Genomic DNA, 16,407 nt, shown 5'->3' with positions numbered 1-16,407 from the left:
AATAATGCTGATTACTACAATAATCGGGGTGATTCTCGCCATTCTTTAGGGGACTATCAAGGAGCAATTGAAGATTATAACCTAGCTATTAAGCTCAATCCAAATTTTGCTGATTACTACAGGAATCGCGGTAATTCCCGCCATTTTTTAGGGGATTATCAAGGAGCAATTGAAGACTTTGATCGAGCTATTATAATGAATCCTAATAATGCTCTTTATTATGCAAATAAAGCTCAAATACTTCTAAACAACAATAATCAAAAAGATGCTATTTTAAATTACGAAAAAGCATCAAGTATTTATTTAAATCAAGGAAGTTTTGAAAAATTTTACAATATAAGAGATAAAATAAAAAAATTAAGTAAGAGACTGTGACTTGAATGAAAAAATGGTTTTTTATGTGATTTGAACTATATTTTGACCAACCGGACAGGACATACTTCACTATTGATTAGGACAACAAATTGCACAGCTTTATTATAGGTGCAAGTTCATTAAAAACTCTATTCTTATAAGTGCTTAATATGCTATCTGATGAGCAACGGCGTAGATTGGAACAAGAAAAAAATTCCTTTGAACAATCTTATGAACTCCAAAGTGAAAAAATAACAAGACTGCGAAATGCTTTGGTTATTGAAACTGACCCATCACGTAAGTTTCAATACGAACAGCAGATTAAAAATGAGGAGACTGAACTTAAAAAGCTTACTGACAGGCTAGATGAAATTGAAAAGCAGTTACAATCTGCCCAGTCTATACCTATAATTTCTGAGCCTAAAAGCATACAACAGACGAATATTCAGCAGCAGAAAATTTTGATTTTGGCAGCCAATCCACAACAAACGAGTAGACTACATTTAGAGGAGGAGTTACGTGAAATTAAAGAAGGTCTGAAACGGGCAAAGAAACAGGAGCTATTTTTAATAGAATTAGCAGAAGCAGTTCGCTACAGAGATATTCACCGCTCAGTTATAGATTTTGAACCACAAATTATTCATTTTTCAGGACGTAGTTCAAAACAAGCGGGTTTGGTGTTTGAGAATGAAGCAGGACAAGCAAAGTTAATAGACGCAGAAGCATTAGCTGGACTATTTGAGCTATTTTCTGACCATGTTAAGTGTGTAGTACTAAATGCGTGTTATTCAGAGATTCAAGCTAAGGCAATAGCGCAACATATCGATTATGTTATTGGGATGTGCCAAAAAATTGGCGATAGAGCAGCAATTGAATTTGCCGTTGGGTTTTATGATGCGTTGGGAGCGGGAAAATCTATTGAGTATGCTTATAAACTTGGTTGTAGACTCATCCGCGTAGCAGGTATGCCAGAATCTTTAACTCCGAAATTATTAATAAAAAAGCAGTTGGATGATAACTTCAGAATTGAGAAGGCAATTACCGTAGCAGAAAAAGAAGTTTTTATCTCCTATGCTTGGGGTGGCGACAGTGAAGAGTTAGTTAATCAATTGGACAAAGCTTTCCAGAAGAAGGGAGTCACAATTGTGCGAGATAAACGTGACTTAGGATATAAGGGACTTATTAAAGAATTCATGGAACGTATTGGTCAAGGGAAATGCGTTATTACAGTAATCAGTGATAAATATCTAAAGTCTCCTAATTGTATGTTTGAGTTGGTAAAAGTTACCCAAAATGGTAACTTTTATGATCGTATTTTTCCTGTTGTTCTAGCTGATGCTCAAATTTATAAGCCTGTTGAACGAATTAAATATATTAAATATTGGGAAGAGCAAATAAAAGAACTTGATGAAGCAATGAGAAGTGTTTCTGCTGCAAATCTACAGGGGATTCGAGAAGAAATTGATCAATATAGCGAGATACGAAATACTATTTCGGAACTCACTAGTACGCTTAAAAATATGAATACACTTACACCAAATATCCATAATGAGTCAGATTTTCAGATACTATTTGAGGCAATTGAATACAAACTGAAAGAATAAGTTATTGTGGAATGAAGTATTTTTGAAAATTTAGAATTTGCGTCCCGCACTGAAGAGAAAAGCGATCGCTAATTAAAACGGCTCAGACCATCGCTTAACTAATACCTCTCCAGAACTTCTATCAGGGCTAACGTGCAAATATTTACTCGTGGTATCCAAACTTGTATGCCCAAGAGTAGCCTGAACTAAATGCACTGGAACACCTTCTTCTATTGCTCCTACTTTATTTAATTTTGTGCTGCGGCGTGCCGAACAAAAAATTAAGTACAAGGGTGAAATCTTTCCGTCAAATTATCCAGCTAATGATTCCGGTACAGCCTACATAGATTTTTTTCAATTTGATACCAGGACGAATACGCGCAAAGGAATTATTGCTATAGATTTACAAAGGTGGAAACCATGATGATCAAGAACGAGCAACAGTATCAAAATTCCTTAGATTGGTTGCAACGCTTTGAACAGTCTATAGCAGAGTTAGATAGCAATGAACAATTGAAAGCAGAACCTGAGCGTTGGAAGCTGCACCGCGACTCATACCAAAGTCAAGTTGACGAGTTCAAATTAGAAATTGCAGAATACGAAAGACTTATTAATTGCGACACCAGCAAACCTTTAAAAATTAAAGTTGATTCTTTAAATAAGCTGCCAAATGCTTTAATTAAAGCTCGGATAGCAGCCCAAATTAGTCAGCAAGAACTTGCTCATATATTAGGAATTGATGAACAAAGAGTGAAAGAGTATGAGGATACAGATTATCAATGTGCCAGTTTTGTAGAAATTCTCGAAGTCAGCACCGCTTTGGGTGTTGAATTTGAAACTGCAACTGTGCAAGTAGATTTTGCAGAAATAGAAGCAGTTAAAAAAAGTGTGGACAAATGGCGCAAAGAAAAAATGAATATTAAAACTAAAGCCTCATAAGTATCGTTGATATTTTAATTAATAAGTTCAAAATTATATGTCTCTTTAGTTAGCTGCTTCTTTTTTGTACAAGAAAATTTTCATAGCTTACTCGAACAGCATCAGGTACGCTAGAAGCATCAATAAGTTTGAGAGCTTGTTGAAATCTTTTACGGCATATAGAGTTATTTCCAATTCGATGTGCAACAAGAGAAGACTTCTTTTGTTGAATCTCAACCATGTGCTGTATTTCTTTTGGTGAAAATTCACGTATCATTTCTTCGTAGAAAGGTTCTGCCTTCCAAGAACTTCCACTTTCATTTCCAATGTAACAACCAACTACTTTTTCAACAAATTCTTCCTGTATAGAAACTGGTAGTGAACCCTGTCTAGACAGTTCTGCTAGTCGTTCTGCAAATGGAGGCTCATTATGAAAGTTATTCCATCCTTGATGAACGTTCCATAGTTGAGTAATTGCTTTTGATATTAGAGTATGCTTCTCAGATTCATTGAGAAGATTAAGCAAACCTATTTTCTCAAAGAATTGTTGAGATATTGCATGGCGCTGTGTATCACCTTTTGCTAAATATTCTGAATGTCGATTAATCAGATTAGACCGAATCGCTGAAGTTAGCTTTTCCTTATAATAGGTATATAAATCTATTATATTTAGACGTGCTGGCTCTAGTGTACTTGGGTCGCAATAGATGCCATGAATTGTTCCAAATAATAAACCTCTTTGAGCGTCATGTGTTGCATTCAAGCGTTCTTGCCACAATAAACATTGCCCTTCTGCGAATCGAGAACTTTTGACTGCGGAAATAAAAGCTGCAATATCAACACCACGTGGTGAAGAAGATTCAGCAAGAGCATAATTTACGCAAGTGTTAAGAAAAGCAATAAACTGGCGGTCGTTTAATTGACCAATTGTTGGGTGAGCTGCTGAGAAGTTGTTACGAGTATCCCTGCATTGATCTAAGAAGAAATAACCTTCTTCTGTTGCAAGATTGAGCTTCAAACAAAGCTCTAGCAGTTGACTATCTTGAAGATCCAAAAGGTGTTTTTCTTCAAAATCTTTTTGAAGAATTTGAGCAACTATTGGTAAACCAAAATTTTTAACTTTTTCTCGTAGTTGTAATATAGAAGCATTCCAAGCATAGTTAATTGCACTATCAAAAAGTCCTACACTTACTGCAATGCACATTCTAGCAATTAACTCGCCACGTAAATTTATAGTAGAAATACTACGCAATTCCCTTGGTAAACCTATCCAAGCGTATTCAATATCTTCATCGCTGGCTAACACCTCTCTGGGAATACCCAATGCAGCTATAAATTGATTTACAGCTGGTAGCACAATTTCTGGTAATGGTGGCAATGATGACAATTGGATAGCTGTAGACTGTACCGGGATAATTTCTGACATAAGTTTTTTATATAATTACTAACTTATATTTAAAACGAATAAATTAAAATATGTCTTGGGTAAAACCACTAATAATTAAAAATCAAAAGATTTGGTAGACTCAAAACTGACGAGATTATTATTAGACGTATTCATCTAATTTCGCTACATTATTCAAAAGTCCAAAGCAGAGATCGCGTTTTGCTTCTGCTTCTCGGTGACACCCAGATATCGCTCCAAAGCAGCCAAAGTCCGATGCCCCGATATCTCCTGTATGTGGCGCAAGGGGATGCCGGCATCGCTCATCCTGGTTAACGCAGTTCTGCGGAAGCTGTGTGTACTAACGCCCTCAATGCCCAGCCGCACACAGGTATCTCTGAGGATTTTATCAGCACTGACCTTGTGGATATGTAAGAGTCCATGCCTGCCGGGAAACAAAAACTCTTTGCGGCGGTTGGGGTTGTACTCTTCTAAATACTGCCTGAGCTTCGGATGCACTTGGATTTCCCTGGTGTCCCGCTTGCCTTTGGTGTTGACGCTCCGTAACACTAACACGCCTCTGACACCGTGGCTGCCAAACACGTCTTTCACTGCCAAAGTACAGGCTTCGTTGATCCGGCAGGCAGCGTACAGGCACACGCCAAACAATGCCCGATCGCGTGGGTTGACAAAGCCCTCGTTAAATAGGAGATTAATTTGGTCGGGGCTAAGGATTTCTGCCCTGCCGAAGCGGTTGATTTTCATTGAAGATTGCAGATTGAAGATTGCAGATTGTTTTTGGAGATTGTAGAAGGAAGATTGAAGCAAGAGATTGATTAATTGGGGTTATAAATTCGAGAATCTTTCGGTTTTGACCGCAAGGTTTTGAGAGAGGACACCAGCATTGATACAATTTCGTTAGCTTCCTGCATCAAGCTCTGAAGTTTGTTAGAGTCCACTAATTTCGCTTTGACAATCAGTTCCATCCAGTAAAGTGATTCATCAGCTTCCTCTAATGTAATATTGAGCTTGGTGATCAGTTCAGCCGTTGATTTGGCACGACAAGCTGCCCGATAATTGGCTCCTACTGACGTTCCTGAGCGGAGTAATTGTTTGCCTATGACTTGTGAGGTTGTTTGGTCTTTTGGTAAGGCTTCAACTAAATTAATTACTCGTAGAGCAAAAGATTGGGTTCTCTCCTTAAACTGCTCCTTGTCCATTTCTCCCCCAATCTGCAATCTGCAATCTCCCCTCTCCAATGCTACATTGTCTAACTGCAATAACACAATGTAACTCACCAAAAAGCCTATGATCTCGTGAGCGATCGCACTCGATTAACCCAGACTTATGAATCAGCCCTCAAGGACGAACGCTACAACCCGCATTATCTCGTTGGCTGATAAAACCTGCTTATGCTTGCAGCATGATGACCACTTACAGGTATAATCCACGCAAATAGGATCTGCTCATGTTGCGGCTGTCTCAACTGTCTATACTCGCTTCTATACCCGTGGTTGATAAATCGTTGCTATCAGTGAGTGATATCAGCAGCTAGTTACTTACAACAAAAAACTTCATAGAATACCTTCACTGTTAGAACAATATAGTGGCGGCGGCTTTTACCCAATTCCTCATTAGGATTTTGGGTTTTTTTGTAAAAACTCATCACTATATCGAGTGTGAAGGTAGCTGCGACCAGGGACAAACTACACAGTTTAGTTTAATAACTGCGATCGCCTACATTGCCGCGAGTGCTGATTGCTGTCTCAAGACATCAGAAAATCCTGAAACGCTTATCATGTAAACCATATAAAATACTTTGTTTTCAAGAGTGCCAGCCATATCTGCCGCTAAACATATAAACTAAACAGTTTAGTTCGTCTCTATCCGCAGCTTGGATTACAACCATCACTTAATTGAAATTCAATTTAAAAGCTAAATTAATTTACAAATAATTTGATATAGATAGTGATACTTTATGAAAAATTTATTTATTAAATTCATCTTCTTCAGATTTACGGCTAGTTAAAAAACCAATGCCTGCACTTCCTATACTCATTAAACTTGCTCCAAGTGTTTCCAAGTCTTTGCTAGCCATAAAAAAACCTGTGCTTAATGTTGACAGCGTAACTACGAGTATCCAAAATCTAAAAGAGAATTTTTGGGGATTTTTTCTGTCACCAATAATAAATTCCTTATAGTTGTCGTGATTAACTTCACTAATACGTGTGTTGGCGCTGTATTCGTTCTTTTTCATGGGTTCCTTGTTGTCCAAAGTAATTCTAATATTGATTGTTCTGAGTTGCCCCAGATGTCAAATTCTCCTGCTAATTTTTTATTATTTTCTAAAATTATTAAATCAGATGTATTGTGAGTGTCTAGGATGAGAAATCCTATTAACAGCCCATCATCTAAATATAATGGGGAAACTAAAAATCCTTCAGGCTCTCTATTCTTGATTTTATCATGAGTTTTTGGAGCTAATGCTTTAAAATTACCAGACATCATTGTGCTTTTTGTATATAATACTTGTTTATATGAAGGATTTGCTTTCTCAAATGCCCAACCACTAATCCATTCATTCAGTTTTAATGCAAGATTTAAATAATCTCCTGTAATATTTGGAGTACAACAAACTATCTTAGAGCGCCAAAGAAACCAATTTTCTCTAACAGGCATTAAGATATAAATGCAAGTATTTGTACTGATGCCATAGTTAACTAAAATTGTTTTATGAAAATTATCTATTCTTTCATTTAAAGGTTGAAGTAAATTATTATTAAATACTTCTGTTAATTTTTTATTCTGTTTAGATTCATAAAAGATGTTATAAAATAGAAATCCTAAATTGGGTACTAATATAACAAATATAGAAATGGCTCTAGCATTCTCAACTTTTTTAAAATATGTCAAATTTTGAGGAATAGGGCTTTTCTCTCCTGTAAAAAAGGCTTGTGTTCCATCAAAACTCATAATGAGTGTACTTATTAAGGTTGTTAAAAATACTATTGTTCTTGGGACAGATAAGCTTTTTAAAAAATATCTACTTTCGTAATAAACAGCTCTGATATTCATTTTGGATATAGCAAACCTTTTAACATAATTAATAATTTACCATATTCATTAATTTTTATATACAATAAAGTTTTTTTGTTTTCAATTTTAATATTCTAAAACTTTAAACGGGCGCACGGCTCAGAATACTTTTGTTCTAATAAATAGTTTTGCTACCTGTTTACCTGTTTTCTCCTAAAAAATAAAATATTTATTAACATCTTTATGAGCAGAATTTCTAAAGGTGTTAGAGAGAGAAGCACCTTATAAATATACATACTGTAGGATTCCAATTCCGATAAGCATGAGCATTATTATTGAACTATAGTCAGATTGTTTGAACCAGGGGCAAGCACAAGCCGTGTTCACGCAGAATCTTCAACTACTTTTCGGTGCTTTCACTGCGCTTTGATTGCTGTAGAACCGGATATAAAGTATATAATTTTACACCAAGTCTAGGCGCTCGTGGGTGGTGACAATGGTTAAAGTTATGTTGATGTTTGATGAGTCTGTCTTGAATAGCCGACCTGATTTAGACGGAGCATGTGGGACAGTGGTTGAAATGACCAGACTAAAGACTATTCTCAACCAACTCATTAAACAGTCGCTTCAACTCCTCCTAACTGAACCGTTGACCTTTTACCTTAAAGTTAGGCTGTATCTCAATAATGACTGCCGATTAAAAGCGATCACTGCCCCGGTGCGCCAGCAATTGCTACCACTAACCACGATTGAGATAACACCCGCTAGTTGTCTGGGTTTAGACGAGAGTAACTTACGGGCTAACTAAGACTGACCTGTGTGAGCGGATAAATATCAACGGTAGTCAAATCAATCAATGGGCTACGATGCTCAACCTTGACGCTGATGAGTACCTGTTTGAGTTGACTGGGTGGAAGAAGCCCCTTAATGCTCGGCGGTACTTCCCGGTGTAAGGGAACGTGTTTGTCTTTTTCTGAATTCTTGCTTTTAGCCCAGGAAAACTTTATCTTCTCCTGGCTGATACTCTTTCGTTTGCGCGGTCATAAGCGGGATCATGTAGACCAAAACTAATGATTTCAACAGTTTTTATATTATTTGTATCAGTAATTTTGTAAACTAATCGATAGCATTCTCTATAACCATTTTCTTCCAAATCAATTTCAAGTGCTTTCCATCCCTCTAATTTCCACTCTAAATCGTGGTTGGGAAAAAGGTTTTTGCAGGTATATGGGTCTTCTCCCAATAATGGTACAAAAATTTCCTCGAAATCTGTTTGCATTTCCTTAGACAATTGCGGTAAGTCTTCTTTTTTAACCCTGCTGTCAATCCTTACATGAAAGTTTGATTTTGTACCCACGTTGTTTTAGTCGAGCATGAATTTTATCTATATTAATATCTTGCTCTACTTCTAACACGGGTATCCATTCGATTTCTTCAGAATTTTCTAATCTTTCTATTGCTTTCGCTTCTGCACTGTTTTTATTTAAAAGCTCAAGCTTTTTCTTTTTGATAGTATTGAGTATAAATGTTGCCGCGTATCTGATTCTTTTTCTAAATCCTTCCCTTTTAGTCATACTAGAGTTGGATTTTGCTGTGATTAATAATAGTTGTGCGGCTAAATCTTCAAGTATTCCCAACTGTATTTCTGGAAAGAAATTAACTAACTCTTCTAAGCCCTCTGCTAATATTTCTATCGCTTCTGCCCAGATTTTTAATGTATCTTTATTACTATTTTTTTCTAGGTTGACATTTATTAAAGTTGCTGGTGTTACAGACTTTAAGATAAAATTTAAAACTTCTTCAAATGAATTTAACTGGTTATTACAGTTGTTGATGGCTTCTTGTATATCATCAAATACTTGAGTAGGTATTAATTCTTGATAACCATATTGTGTTTGAAAAACTTTAATTTTTGAAATTGCTTGATTTATTTTGTCAATAGCGATTTTAATTTGTCCATGTAAATTTATTTTGATGCTTAAATCAATTTTTTTTATTTCATCAACAATACACTGAATATCCCTTAGTTCATCCGTAGCTTTAGCGTTTAATGAACTATGTTTGAGAATGTTATTTAAATCACACTGTATAAGTTTTATCTGATTTTTTAAATTTAATTGTTCTTTTTCAAACGATTCAATTTTATTGAATACTTGAGTTATTGGTTTTTTGTCAATTACAGTATTCATTCTACTTGTCTCAGTGTATTGGCGAATTTTTAGAAGAAATACTCGAATGATTTTCTCTAAAGCCTCTATTCTATGTATATTAAAGCAATTTTTGTATGTTATTTTTGCTAAAAGGGATGCAAACTCTCTCTCTAAGCCAGTTTTAACATAGTAATGGCTAGTCTTTGTGCCTGCAAGCCGCCCTCAAAGCAGGAGGGCTGGAAGCGTTGAAGGCAATATTTGACCATCCTGCCTTTAGTATTCCGGCTGAAACAATAAAAGGATACTTGGAAGCCGAATAGGTCACGTTTTGGGTGCGTTAATAATAAACCCCGGTGATGAGCCGAGGGCGTTCTGTCTCCTGTCTGGTTTCTGTCTGCTACTCCGTCGCCTCTGTCCATTACTGCATAAGCATTCTGTCTACTCCTGTCCGTTCTGTCCGTCTGTCTGAAAATCGCTGATTTCGATGGTCGTAGCATTTAGCCAGACGGCCAGACTCGCCTCTACCAGTTCATTAAACAGTCGCTTCAACTCCTCCGAACTGAATCTTTGACCCTTAACTTTAAAGTTGGGCTGTATCTCCTGTATGACTGCCGATGTTCTCCCTGTGCGCTGGAGGTATTGCAGCAGGGATTGGGCGTTGGGTGTTAAGGATTGGGTTGGGCTAGAGTCTGCCGGGGGCTTGTCTAAATTAAATTCCAGTTGCCAGATGCGCTCTGCTGTTTGGTGGTCGGTGGAAAGTTTGGGGTCTACATGACTGGTGTTGCTTTGAGCATCAGCTTGAAAGGATTCATCAAGCCTAAAATCAATTCGCTTGGCTTTGAGTTTAGGCAGTTCAATATCAATCCATTGCCCATGCCCAGGTAGCTTAATCCTACCTCTACCACTGGCTTTTGCCTCTGTCGTAATTGGGTCAATAGTTGCGATTAGTTCTACTTCTAACAGTGCCGCATCTCGAAGTTTTGATAATCCTTTGGCTTTAGCTAAGATTTCCATTGTGCGGTCGTGAGCTACGAACAAAGGAATCATTAATTGTTTGCGAGATTCGGTCATGGCACAGCGAAACCATTTACCAATAAAATCAGGGTCGGGCTTCCATTTTTCATCCTCACAATCGTCCGGCATTGGCTCAATTATGTTATCTGTCCATGTCGTAAATTCCTCACAGATAACTGATAGCATCTTGCCCGACGCTCTTAGGTTCTCCGTCCACTGTTCTTCAGTCATACCGCTCTTGCGGTAATCTTCATAGCGCTGGCGCATTTCATCCATGTACCATTGCATGAAGTCCGCTATTTCTTTATAGCCAGTAATCAGCCTTACGCCTTTCCACTCGACCTGTGTGCCGTGCGGGTCGAGGGCTACAATGTTCCAGCCAGCTTGTACTTTTTTCCAGATAATTTCTCTGGTAGTCCAGGACTTACCTGCACCCATGCCACCAAAGATTAAAGTGGGGTAGCCGATGGTGTTGTTAATCCAGCGATATTTGTCAGTGGGAGCGATCACTGACTGTTCATCTCCAGTAACCTTGTCGTTCGGGTCAATCGTCCCCTGTAAAGTCTGGCTACCTTGTAGATAGGGCGTTTTCATCTCTCGCAGTTGCAAGATGTACTCTGCCTTTTGTTCCTCGGTCATCCCAGCCGTTTGCGCCGAGAAAAGTGCATCAGTCGCATCTAGCTGGGCAACTTGAATCTCAACGTCGGAGTAAATCTCAGCTTTGGTGATATCAACAGTGCGATCATTAGCGACTAGATCCAGGTCAGCTTGTAGTTGGACTTCTGCGATCGCAACATCTCGGTAACTCTCTAGTAGCTCGGAACGTGCGGCCATCTCTGCCTTTGCTGCGTCCCGTTTTTGGGCGATGTCTTCAAAAACTGCTCTCTGCTTCTCCTCCTCTTGGCAATGGCGAAGCATCCACCCAGCAAGCGCAAACCCCAGGAAACCACCAAACGCCCAAAACGCCTTGTATGGGTTGGTAGCCTTCACCAGTCCATTAACGCCCATAGCTGGGTTACGCACTATTTGGCGCGGCATTCCTTCTAGCTGCCACTGTGACCAATAAAAGGGGGTCATGCGAAATGGTCTGTTATTCAAGTCATGACATACCAATTTTTTCTGGGGAGTCCGAACGCAGAAATAAATGCGGTCGCTTGATTCCCCTTTCCAAGCCATCGCAGCCGAGCTAATACCCACAGTTAAACTCAGCCCAATTGCGACAGCTTTCTTGTCCATCGGTAGGCGACCAAACCACAACATTAAACCCGATTGTTGCGACTCAGATAACTGTTTATGTTTCTCAGATAGATAGTTCATTTACCTCTTTTACCACCAAATAGAAAAATCATTAACATCGCTAGAAATATGCCCACTCCTGCACCATCCATCCAACTTGAAGATTCAGCAGTTTTTGGCTTATAAACCGACTCAATAGAAGTCTTAGCTGTTTGTGTAGAAGTTCTCGCTTCATTCCATTCACTAATCGGTTCACTAAGCGCACACAATAACGCTAACGATGCACTGCAACCAGTCATTAAATTAGTGATGAAACTGTTAAACCCTTCACCTGTTGCAGTGGCAGTAAAATACAAGTGTGCAGTCCCAACAGCTAAGAACATTCCAACTGGGTGAACTTGCAACAGATGAAAGGTGAAAATCACTGCACTATTCAAGCAACTGCCAGCGACAATTTCACAGGCATTACCAGCACGTCTAAATGTTCTACCTCTGTTATTTTCTGGCAGTGGTGGTAACTGTTCGGGTTGTTTCTGCTGATGTTCTTGTTGTGATTTCTGTGCCAGCCCTTCAAATGAAAAAGGGCTGACGCTATGAGGATCTTCATTTCGTTTCCTTACTAGCATCAGCCTTACCTTTTAACTAATAGTTATCTATCGCCTAGCTTCTGCCACAAATTACCCAACATCGCACCCCAACCGCGAACTGTTCCTGTTGCGGAAACACTTGATGCTGGTGCAGAAGTTTGGGATTGAATTGGTATTACTTCTTGGGGGGACTGATTCGGCTCCAGCGCCCGTGAGCCAAACCTTGCACGAGCTAACAATTGTTGTCGTTTCTCTCTCAGTCCTGTTGTGATGGCTTGACGTTCAGCTTGTACAACTTGCCTATTTTCGATGCCGCTAATCTTGTTTTCATGCCGCCACAATTCTGCTTGTAGATCATGGTGTAATTGGGCTGCAACTTCGGCTAGTCCGTGCTTACGTTTCTGATCAATTCGCAGTAGATCCGCTCTATCTTGGGCATCTATTTTACTCATTTCTGAATCAAATTCCGAATTGAGTTTGCGAATTTTGGCAATAGCACCCGCAACATGAGAGCCGTATTGTTTACGAAGTTCGACCCAGGTAACTTGTCCTTTGGTCAACTTCTCCATCGCCTCAAAGACGACCTTGGCGTTGTCCAAAAATGGCTCTAATCGGTCAGATAATTCTTGGGCATTATTCGCATAATCGGCAAACTGTTCGAGCTTATTTATATCAGAGAGATAGCCCAGAATATCAGACTCAAATCCTCCCCAGCCAAGTGCTTTCTCATCAATGTGGCTTGCATGACCAAGTACCGGATTGCGTATTGCAAAGTCCATTGCTGACACTCCTAATAAGGTATGTTGTCGTAGTTGATATCACTCGGCTCTAGGGGCAATTCATCCCAGTAACCCATCTCTTCAAATCGGCTATAGATTCTCGTTGCTAATTGCCTTACAGGGTCGTCAAAATCATCAGAAATTAAATCAAATCTTTTCTCACCAAATGCCAAAGTATTTGCAATGTCCGCGTCAATCCCATTGCCTAAAAATTGACCAAATGCAGCAGAGTATGGATGGTCATCGATAGTTTCATGAGTTGCTAAGAATTCCGTTCCGGTAAAGGGTGGGTAATCTTCACTTTCTTCTAGCGGTGTAGAAAGTGCCTGAATATCTGCTGAGATCATTGCTGCCCATTGTTCAGGATTTTCCGCTTTGAATTGCTGCTTTCTTAGGGCAGAGTCGGTCAGAGGCGATTTGCCCCAATCGTGGGGATTAGTGTAGTGAAGTGTCATTTGTTAGAATCCTTAATGTCTGATGTGTACTCACGATGCACAGATGGGCGATCGCCAAGCTTGCCGGCAGGTGCGATCGCTTCATCATCAGTTCTCACAAAACTCAACAAGTTCAAAAACCTCCCTCTGCACTTGGTTTTCGCTTAGTTCAAAGCGTCTACCTTTGGAGTCATTGAATATGAAAGGCGCATTGACTCGACAATTAGAGCGGTGGCTGTAGCGCAGTTGTTGACCACGAAATTGGTAGAGGTGATTACGTTGCAAAGTTGTCGTTTCTAACATAAGTTCCTCAAACTTGGGAGTAGAACTCGATATTTAAGATTGCTTCGTGAATCTCCATCAAGGCTTGCACAGCATCACCCATCTTTAGGTCATTCGATGTACTGAACCGCTCGGAGGCTTCGATTTGTTTGTAATTGGGAGATGCTTGCACAAACCTTAGAGTCTGTTCACAACCGAGGATGATGGTCATGATTTCGGTTGTTGTTAGCGATGGTTGTGTCTTTTGGGTGTCTTGGTCGCTCATGACTTGTTTCCTTGACTTTGGGTTTTTATCGCGTAACTTCTAATTCTTTCGCTTGAGAGTGATTTTGTAAGTCTCCCCGTTTGGCTTCAAAACAGTGTGTTGCTCTAAACCTAATTCGCTAGCTGCCCTTAAAATTGGACTGACATTTTCAGACGGTTCACCATGAAAGGTTGTCTCCCCTTTTTTACCTTTATCGAGGTTTCTAGAAATCATTTCTTTAAGCGCCTCAAACCCGGACTGTGACATAATTCCTCCTATTTTCTATACAATACTCTCGCCCGAACTACTGATGATGAGAGCTAGCCGCCTTGTGGGGTTGTGTCTGCATCATGTTTGGGATCTCACAACTTATTTCTTTTCCTTTGGGCTTTTATCGGTGCGGTTGGTGCTTCTGGCTCACTGTTTGGTGCTTGTGGCTGGTTCGGTTTCTGAAGTACATAGCTGATGACCCCTGCACCCCCGATAGCTGCGGCAATGGTGAACATATTGTTTCTGCCAAAGTACTGGACTCCAAAGTAGCCAAAAGCGATCGCTGCTGCTGTTGCACCAATGCCTAAAACCGTGTTTCTAAATCTGGATTTGCTCATGCTGCCCCCTTGAAATTAGTGACCATTGCGCTAAGTGCCGATTTATTGGGCTGCGTAGATTGCACTGTTTCGGGTTTGGGTGATGCTTGCACATTGCCGTGTTGAAAAATCAGCTTCTCTACACCTGCTGAAAGTGCTTGTGTCGGTGCATCTTGGGGTAAATCAAAAATCTTGCACAATTCAATTACTGCTAGGTAGGAGATGGTTATACGCCGAGATTCGTAATTCATTAATTAGGCTCCTAGAGATATTTGAGTTAATAGCTTCAACCCCAAGGCATTGATGAATTGGGGATTATTCAAGACCACAAAGCCTAAACCGGCTAAGTTTTGATCCACCACTGGCAAGGAAACACCCCCACCCCAGGCGACAAGGTATTTCGCTCTATCAAGGTAATTACCAGCAGTCACAAAGTTGGCGAATTTCTCAATCCTGGTACTCCACCACTCATCTAGACACTGGCTGTACTCGGTTTCAAACTTCTTACCTGTGAGGTGGTTGCCGCCATAAGTGAAAGTGCCTTCGATAATCCCCTGGTTCACCAAGCTGGGTGAGTGTTTCACATCCTTGGAAAGCAGACTTACTCGGTCGTTTCGTTTGTCTAGTGCCTCTGCAATCATGCTGTGCAGTTCACCGGCTCCACCCTCTATCAGGTGTCTGTCAATCACTGCACCACTGCCGTTAAACACGGTAATCAACCAAGTTGATGAACCGATATCGAGTGCGATCGCTAATTCTGACGGGTCAAGTACCAGGGATGCTTCACCAAACAAGCAGTGGGCAATGCTTCCAAATCCTTCGGGGTAAATGCCTGTAACCGCAATTTCAACTGTCTTGCTGACAATGGAACGAGTTACAGGGTGCAGATGTTCAAAGGTGTGAGTCCCTTCAACTCGGCGTTTAATCTCACTTGCCCAGCGTTCGGGGTTGTGATTGCTCAAACTAATTGAAAGCTTGACCCCATCGGGAATATTCAGAACTGCTAAGTCTGCAAGGATGCTTTCTAGTGCCAGTTCTGCTTTTTTGGCTTTGTCGTCGTGTAGCAGGGTGTGGTCACTTTGAGCTAAAGCTGCACTGCCCCAAAAGAATTGAACATCTTTTAAGTCAAGCCGCGTTCCTTCTACATATCGCAGCCATGCCCCATCTTTTGAGATGGTTTCGTGGTGCATGATGTTTCGGTTGCGAACAAGTGAGTATGCGGCAGGCATCATGATAGAAAAATCACCGATGATTGCCTTCCCATACCCTGCTCCTGCGTCTTTACCTCCTGTGAGGTCAGTTAGCCCGGATTTGGCTAACAAGTCTGCCTGAACTAGCCAATTTTTGGCATTGGAATATACGGTTGTCATGGTTCAGATAATTGTTAAAGTCTTTAATTGTAGGAATTAAAGCCCATTTTTAACAAAATAGACTCAAATCCAGTTATCCAGTTCTTGGTTAGCCTTAACTTCACTTTCTGGCTTCACTTGCCTTTGTTTTGTGTCGTTTTCTGGCTTATAGTGTTATCATAACACTACATAACACCAGTGACAAGTAAGAGGTTTAGACTGAGAATAGGGTTATTCCAACACCAGACAGTGTTACGATGCCCACAGGAACTAGACTAAATATTTATTTCACTGATGAAGATGATTTAGCACTCTATGAATTGATAACTGCTGAAGCAAAAACTGAAAAACGCTCTATGAGTCAAATGGTAAAAATTCTTGCTTCCGAAGCGATCGCGGCAAGACACACAAAAACAAATAAATCAAAAAAGCAGGATGAAGATTAGGACGACCACTTTCAGTGGAACTTA

24 protein-coding genes are annotated in these 16,407 nt (G+C 39.9%); 7 read left to right on the top strand and 17 right to left on the bottom strand.

Annotated elements, in window-relative coordinates; genetic code table 11:
* From RRG12_RS33270 to RRG12_RS33255, 4 genes are all read left to right on the top strand, one after another.
* A partial coding sequence (locus RRG12_RS33270) for a tetratricopeptide repeat protein (RefSeq protein ID WP_420762166.1) occupies positions 1–375 on the top strand: 375 nt, incomplete at its 5' end.
* A gap of 149 nt (positions 376–524) precedes the next feature.
* Positions 525–1,958 carry a TIR domain-containing protein gene (locus RRG12_RS33265; RefSeq protein WP_420762165.1) on the top strand — a complete coding sequence of 478 codons (1,434 nt, stop codon included), beginning with the start codon at positions 525–527 and terminating at the stop codon, positions 1,956–1,958.
* 235 nt (positions 1,959–2,193) lie between these two features.
* A complete protein-coding gene (locus tag RRG12_RS33260) occupies positions 2,194–2,361 on the top strand; it encodes a DUF6932 family protein (RefSeq protein WP_420762164.1) in 168 nt (55 codons plus the stop codon).
* Positions 2,358–2,876: a DNA-binding protein gene (locus RRG12_RS33255; protein WP_420762163.1), complete on the top strand. Its 519-nt coding sequence runs from the start codon at positions 2,358–2,360 to the stop codon at positions 2,874–2,876. The genes RRG12_RS33260 and RRG12_RS33255 overlap by 4 nt, the downstream gene beginning before the upstream one ends.
* A gap of 49 nt (positions 2,877–2,925) precedes the next feature.
* On the opposite strand, the gene RRG12_RS33250 is transcribed toward RRG12_RS33255, so the two are convergent.
* The 3 genes from RRG12_RS33250 to RRG12_RS33240 all read right to left on the bottom strand — a co-directional run bounded on the left by RRG12_RS33250 (position 2,926) and on the right by RRG12_RS33240 (position 5,459).
* A complete protein-coding gene (locus RRG12_RS33250; RefSeq protein ID WP_420762162.1) occupies positions 2,926–4,281 on the bottom strand; it encodes a hypothetical protein in 1,356 nt (451 codons plus the stop codon).
* A 153-nt stretch (positions 4,282–4,434) separates the two neighbouring features.
* Positions 4,435–5,067 (bottom strand): tyrosine-type recombinase/integrase, encoded by a 633-nt coding sequence (locus tag RRG12_RS33245; RefSeq protein WP_420762161.1) that lies wholly within the window; start codon positions 5,065–5,067, stop codon positions 4,435–4,437.
* Between the two features lie 8 nt (positions 5,068–5,075).
* Complete coding sequence (locus RRG12_RS33240) at positions 5,076–5,459, bottom strand: four helix bundle protein (protein ID WP_420762160.1); 384 nt, start codon at positions 5,457–5,459, stop codon at positions 5,076–5,078.
* Positions 5,460–5,845: 386 nt separating this feature from the next.
* Here RRG12_RS33240 and RRG12_RS33235 point away from each other — a divergent pair, with 386 nt between their 5' ends.
* Positions 5,846–6,043, top strand: a complete 198-nt coding sequence (locus RRG12_RS33235) for a hypothetical protein (protein WP_420762159.1) — start codon at positions 5,846–5,848, stop codon at positions 6,041–6,043.
* Between the two features lie 183 nt (positions 6,044–6,226).
* Here the strand turns inward: RRG12_RS33235 and RRG12_RS33230 are convergent, their stop codons facing one another.
* Complete coding sequence (locus RRG12_RS33230; protein WP_420762158.1) at positions 6,227–6,496, bottom strand: hypothetical protein; 270 nt, start codon at positions 6,494–6,496, stop codon at positions 6,227–6,229.
* A complete protein-coding gene (locus tag RRG12_RS33225; protein ID WP_420762157.1) occupies positions 6,493–7,314 on the bottom strand; it encodes a hypothetical protein in 822 nt (273 codons plus the stop codon). Before RRG12_RS33225 ends, RRG12_RS33230 begins: the two co-directional genes overlap by 4 nt.
* A gap of 457 nt (positions 7,315–7,771) precedes the next feature.
* On the opposite strand from RRG12_RS33225, the gene RRG12_RS33220 reads away from it, so the two are divergent.
* Complete coding sequence (locus tag RRG12_RS33220) at positions 7,772–8,083, top strand: hypothetical protein (protein ID WP_420762156.1); 312 nt, start codon at positions 7,772–7,774, stop codon at positions 8,081–8,083.
* Between the two features lie 195 nt (positions 8,084–8,278).
* Here RRG12_RS33220 and RRG12_RS33215 read toward each other — a convergent pair whose 3' ends face one another.
* The 12 genes from RRG12_RS33215 to RRG12_RS33160 form a co-directional block, all read right to left on the bottom strand.
* Positions 8,279–8,632, bottom strand: a complete 354-nt coding sequence (locus RRG12_RS33215) for a hypothetical protein (RefSeq protein WP_420762155.1) — start codon at positions 8,630–8,632, stop codon at positions 8,279–8,281.
* Entirely contained in the window at positions 8,598–9,464 is an 867-nt protein-coding gene (locus RRG12_RS33210; protein ID WP_420762154.1) for a hypothetical protein, read from the bottom strand. Before RRG12_RS33210 ends, RRG12_RS33215 begins: the two co-directional genes overlap by 35 nt.
* Positions 9,465–9,863: 399 nt before the next feature.
* Positions 9,864–11,756, bottom strand: coding sequence for a hypothetical protein (locus tag RRG12_RS33205; RefSeq protein WP_420762153.1), 1,893 nt, complete (start codon positions 11,754–11,756; stop codon positions 9,864–9,866).
* A complete protein-coding gene (locus RRG12_RS33200) occupies positions 11,753–12,301 on the bottom strand; it encodes a hypothetical protein (RefSeq protein WP_420762152.1) in 549 nt (182 codons plus the stop codon). The genes RRG12_RS33205 and RRG12_RS33200 overlap by 4 nt, the downstream gene beginning before the upstream one ends.
* 23 nt (positions 12,302–12,324) lie before the next feature.
* Positions 12,325–13,041 carry a hypothetical protein gene (locus RRG12_RS33195; RefSeq protein WP_420762151.1) on the bottom strand — a complete coding sequence of 239 codons (717 nt, stop codon included), beginning with the start codon at positions 13,039–13,041 and terminating at the stop codon, positions 12,325–12,327.
* A gap of 11 nt (positions 13,042–13,052) precedes the next feature.
* Positions 13,053–13,496, bottom strand: a complete 444-nt coding sequence (locus RRG12_RS33190) for a hypothetical protein (protein ID WP_420762150.1) — start codon at positions 13,494–13,496, stop codon at positions 13,053–13,055.
* Between the two features lie 87 nt (positions 13,497–13,583).
* Positions 13,584–13,778, bottom strand: coding sequence for a hypothetical protein (locus RRG12_RS33185; RefSeq protein ID WP_420762149.1), 195 nt, complete (start codon positions 13,776–13,778; stop codon positions 13,584–13,586).
* A gap of 7 nt (positions 13,779–13,785) precedes the next feature.
* Positions 13,786–14,022, bottom strand: a complete 237-nt coding sequence (locus tag RRG12_RS33180) for a hypothetical protein (RefSeq protein ID WP_179076067.1) — start codon at positions 14,020–14,022, stop codon at positions 13,786–13,788.
* Positions 14,023–14,061: 39 nt separating this feature from the next.
* The gene (locus tag RRG12_RS33175; protein ID WP_190900983.1) at positions 14,062–14,268 is read right to left on the bottom strand and encodes a hypothetical protein; all 207 of its coding nucleotides are present in this window, start codon (positions 14,266–14,268) and stop codon (positions 14,062–14,064) included.
* Positions 14,269–14,363: 95 nt separating this feature from the next.
* On the bottom strand, positions 14,364–14,609 hold the full coding sequence (locus RRG12_RS33170) for a hypothetical protein (protein ID WP_420762148.1): 246 nt from the start codon (positions 14,607–14,609) through the stop codon (positions 14,364–14,366).
* Positions 14,606–14,839 (bottom strand): hypothetical protein, encoded by a 234-nt coding sequence (locus RRG12_RS33165; RefSeq protein ID WP_194144601.1) that lies wholly within the window; start codon positions 14,837–14,839, stop codon positions 14,606–14,608. The genes RRG12_RS33170 and RRG12_RS33165 overlap by 4 nt, the downstream gene beginning before the upstream one ends.
* Before the next feature lie 3 nt (positions 14,840–14,842).
* The gene (locus tag RRG12_RS33160; protein ID WP_420762147.1) at positions 14,843–15,958 is read right to left on the bottom strand and encodes a ParM/StbA family protein; all 1,116 of its coding nucleotides are present in this window, start codon (positions 15,956–15,958) and stop codon (positions 14,843–14,845) included.
* Between the two features lie 236 nt (positions 15,959–16,194).
* Here RRG12_RS33160 and RRG12_RS33155 point away from each other — a divergent pair, with 236 nt between their 5' ends.
* A complete protein-coding gene (locus tag RRG12_RS33155; RefSeq protein ID WP_100903288.1) occupies positions 16,195–16,383 on the top strand; it encodes a ribbon-helix-helix domain-containing protein in 189 nt (62 codons plus the stop codon).
* The last annotated feature ends 24 nt before the right edge of the window (positions 16,384–16,407 follow it).

This window comes from Nostoc sp. CALU 546 (assembly GCF_048836525.1).
Note: the sequence above shows the minus strand (reverse complement) of the source record. Positions and strands in the feature narration are given on the sequence as shown.

What these genes read in the sequence shown, in the direction of transcription:
- RRG12_RS33265 (WP_420762165.1), top strand. Translation starts at nt 525, where the DNA reads ATGCTATCTGATGAGCAACGGCGTAGATTGGAACAAGAAAAAAATTCC.
- RRG12_RS33255 (WP_420762163.1), top strand. Translation starts at nt 2,358, where the DNA reads ATGATGATCAAGAACGAGCAACAGTATCAAAATTCCTTAGATTGGTTG.
- RRG12_RS33250 (WP_420762162.1), bottom strand. Translation starts at nt 4,281, where the DNA reads ATGTCAGAAATTATCCCGGTACAGTCTACAGCTATCCAATTGTCATCA.
- RRG12_RS33240 (WP_420762160.1), bottom strand. Translation starts at nt 5,459, where the DNA reads ATGGACAAGGAGCAGTTTAAGGAGAGAACCCAATCTTTTGCTCTACGA.
- RRG12_RS33230 (WP_420762158.1), bottom strand. Translation starts at nt 6,496, where the DNA reads ATGAAAAAGAACGAATACAGCGCCAACACACGTATTAGTGAAGTTAAT.
- RRG12_RS33225 (WP_420762157.1), bottom strand. Translation starts at nt 7,314, where the DNA reads ATGAATATCAGAGCTGTTTATTACGAAAGTAGATATTTTTTAAAAAGC.
- RRG12_RS33220 (WP_420762156.1), top strand. Translation starts at nt 7,772, where the DNA reads ATGGTTAAAGTTATGTTGATGTTTGATGAGTCTGTCTTGAATAGCCGA.
- RRG12_RS33210 (WP_420762154.1), bottom strand. Translation starts at nt 9,464, where the DNA reads ATGAATACTGTAATTGACAAAAAACCAATAACTCAAGTATTCAATAAA.
- RRG12_RS33205 (WP_420762153.1), bottom strand. Translation starts at nt 11,756, where the DNA reads ATGAACTATCTATCTGAGAAACATAAACAGTTATCTGAGTCGCAACAA.
- RRG12_RS33200 (WP_420762152.1), bottom strand. Translation starts at nt 12,301, where the DNA reads ATGCTAGTAAGGAAACGAAATGAAGATCCTCATAGCGTCAGCCCTTTT.
- RRG12_RS33195 (WP_420762151.1), bottom strand. Translation starts at nt 13,041, where the DNA reads ATGGACTTTGCAATACGCAATCCGGTACTTGGTCATGCAAGCCACATT.
- RRG12_RS33190 (WP_420762150.1), bottom strand. Translation starts at nt 13,496, where the DNA reads ATGACACTTCACTACACTAATCCCCACGATTGGGGCAAATCGCCTCTG.
- RRG12_RS33185 (WP_420762149.1), bottom strand. Translation starts at nt 13,778, where the DNA reads ATGTTAGAAACGACAACTTTGCAACGTAATCACCTCTACCAATTTCGT.
- RRG12_RS33180 (WP_179076067.1), bottom strand. Translation starts at nt 14,022, where the DNA reads ATGAGCGACCAAGACACCCAAAAGACACAACCATCGCTAACAACAACC.
- RRG12_RS33175 (WP_190900983.1), bottom strand. Translation starts at nt 14,268, where the DNA reads ATGTCACAGTCCGGGTTTGAGGCGCTTAAAGAAATGATTTCTAGAAAC.
- RRG12_RS33170 (WP_420762148.1), bottom strand. Translation starts at nt 14,609, where the DNA reads ATGAGCAAATCCAGATTTAGAAACACGGTTTTAGGCATTGGTGCAACA.
- RRG12_RS33165 (WP_194144601.1), bottom strand. Translation starts at nt 14,839, where the DNA reads ATGAATTACGAATCTCGGCGTATAACCATCTCCTACCTAGCAGTAATT.
- RRG12_RS33160 (WP_420762147.1), bottom strand. Translation starts at nt 15,958, where the DNA reads ATGACAACCGTATATTCCAATGCCAAAAATTGGCTAGTTCAGGCAGAC.
- RRG12_RS33155 (WP_100903288.1), top strand. Translation starts at nt 16,195, where the DNA reads ATGCCCACAGGAACTAGACTAAATATTTATTTCACTGATGAAGATGAT.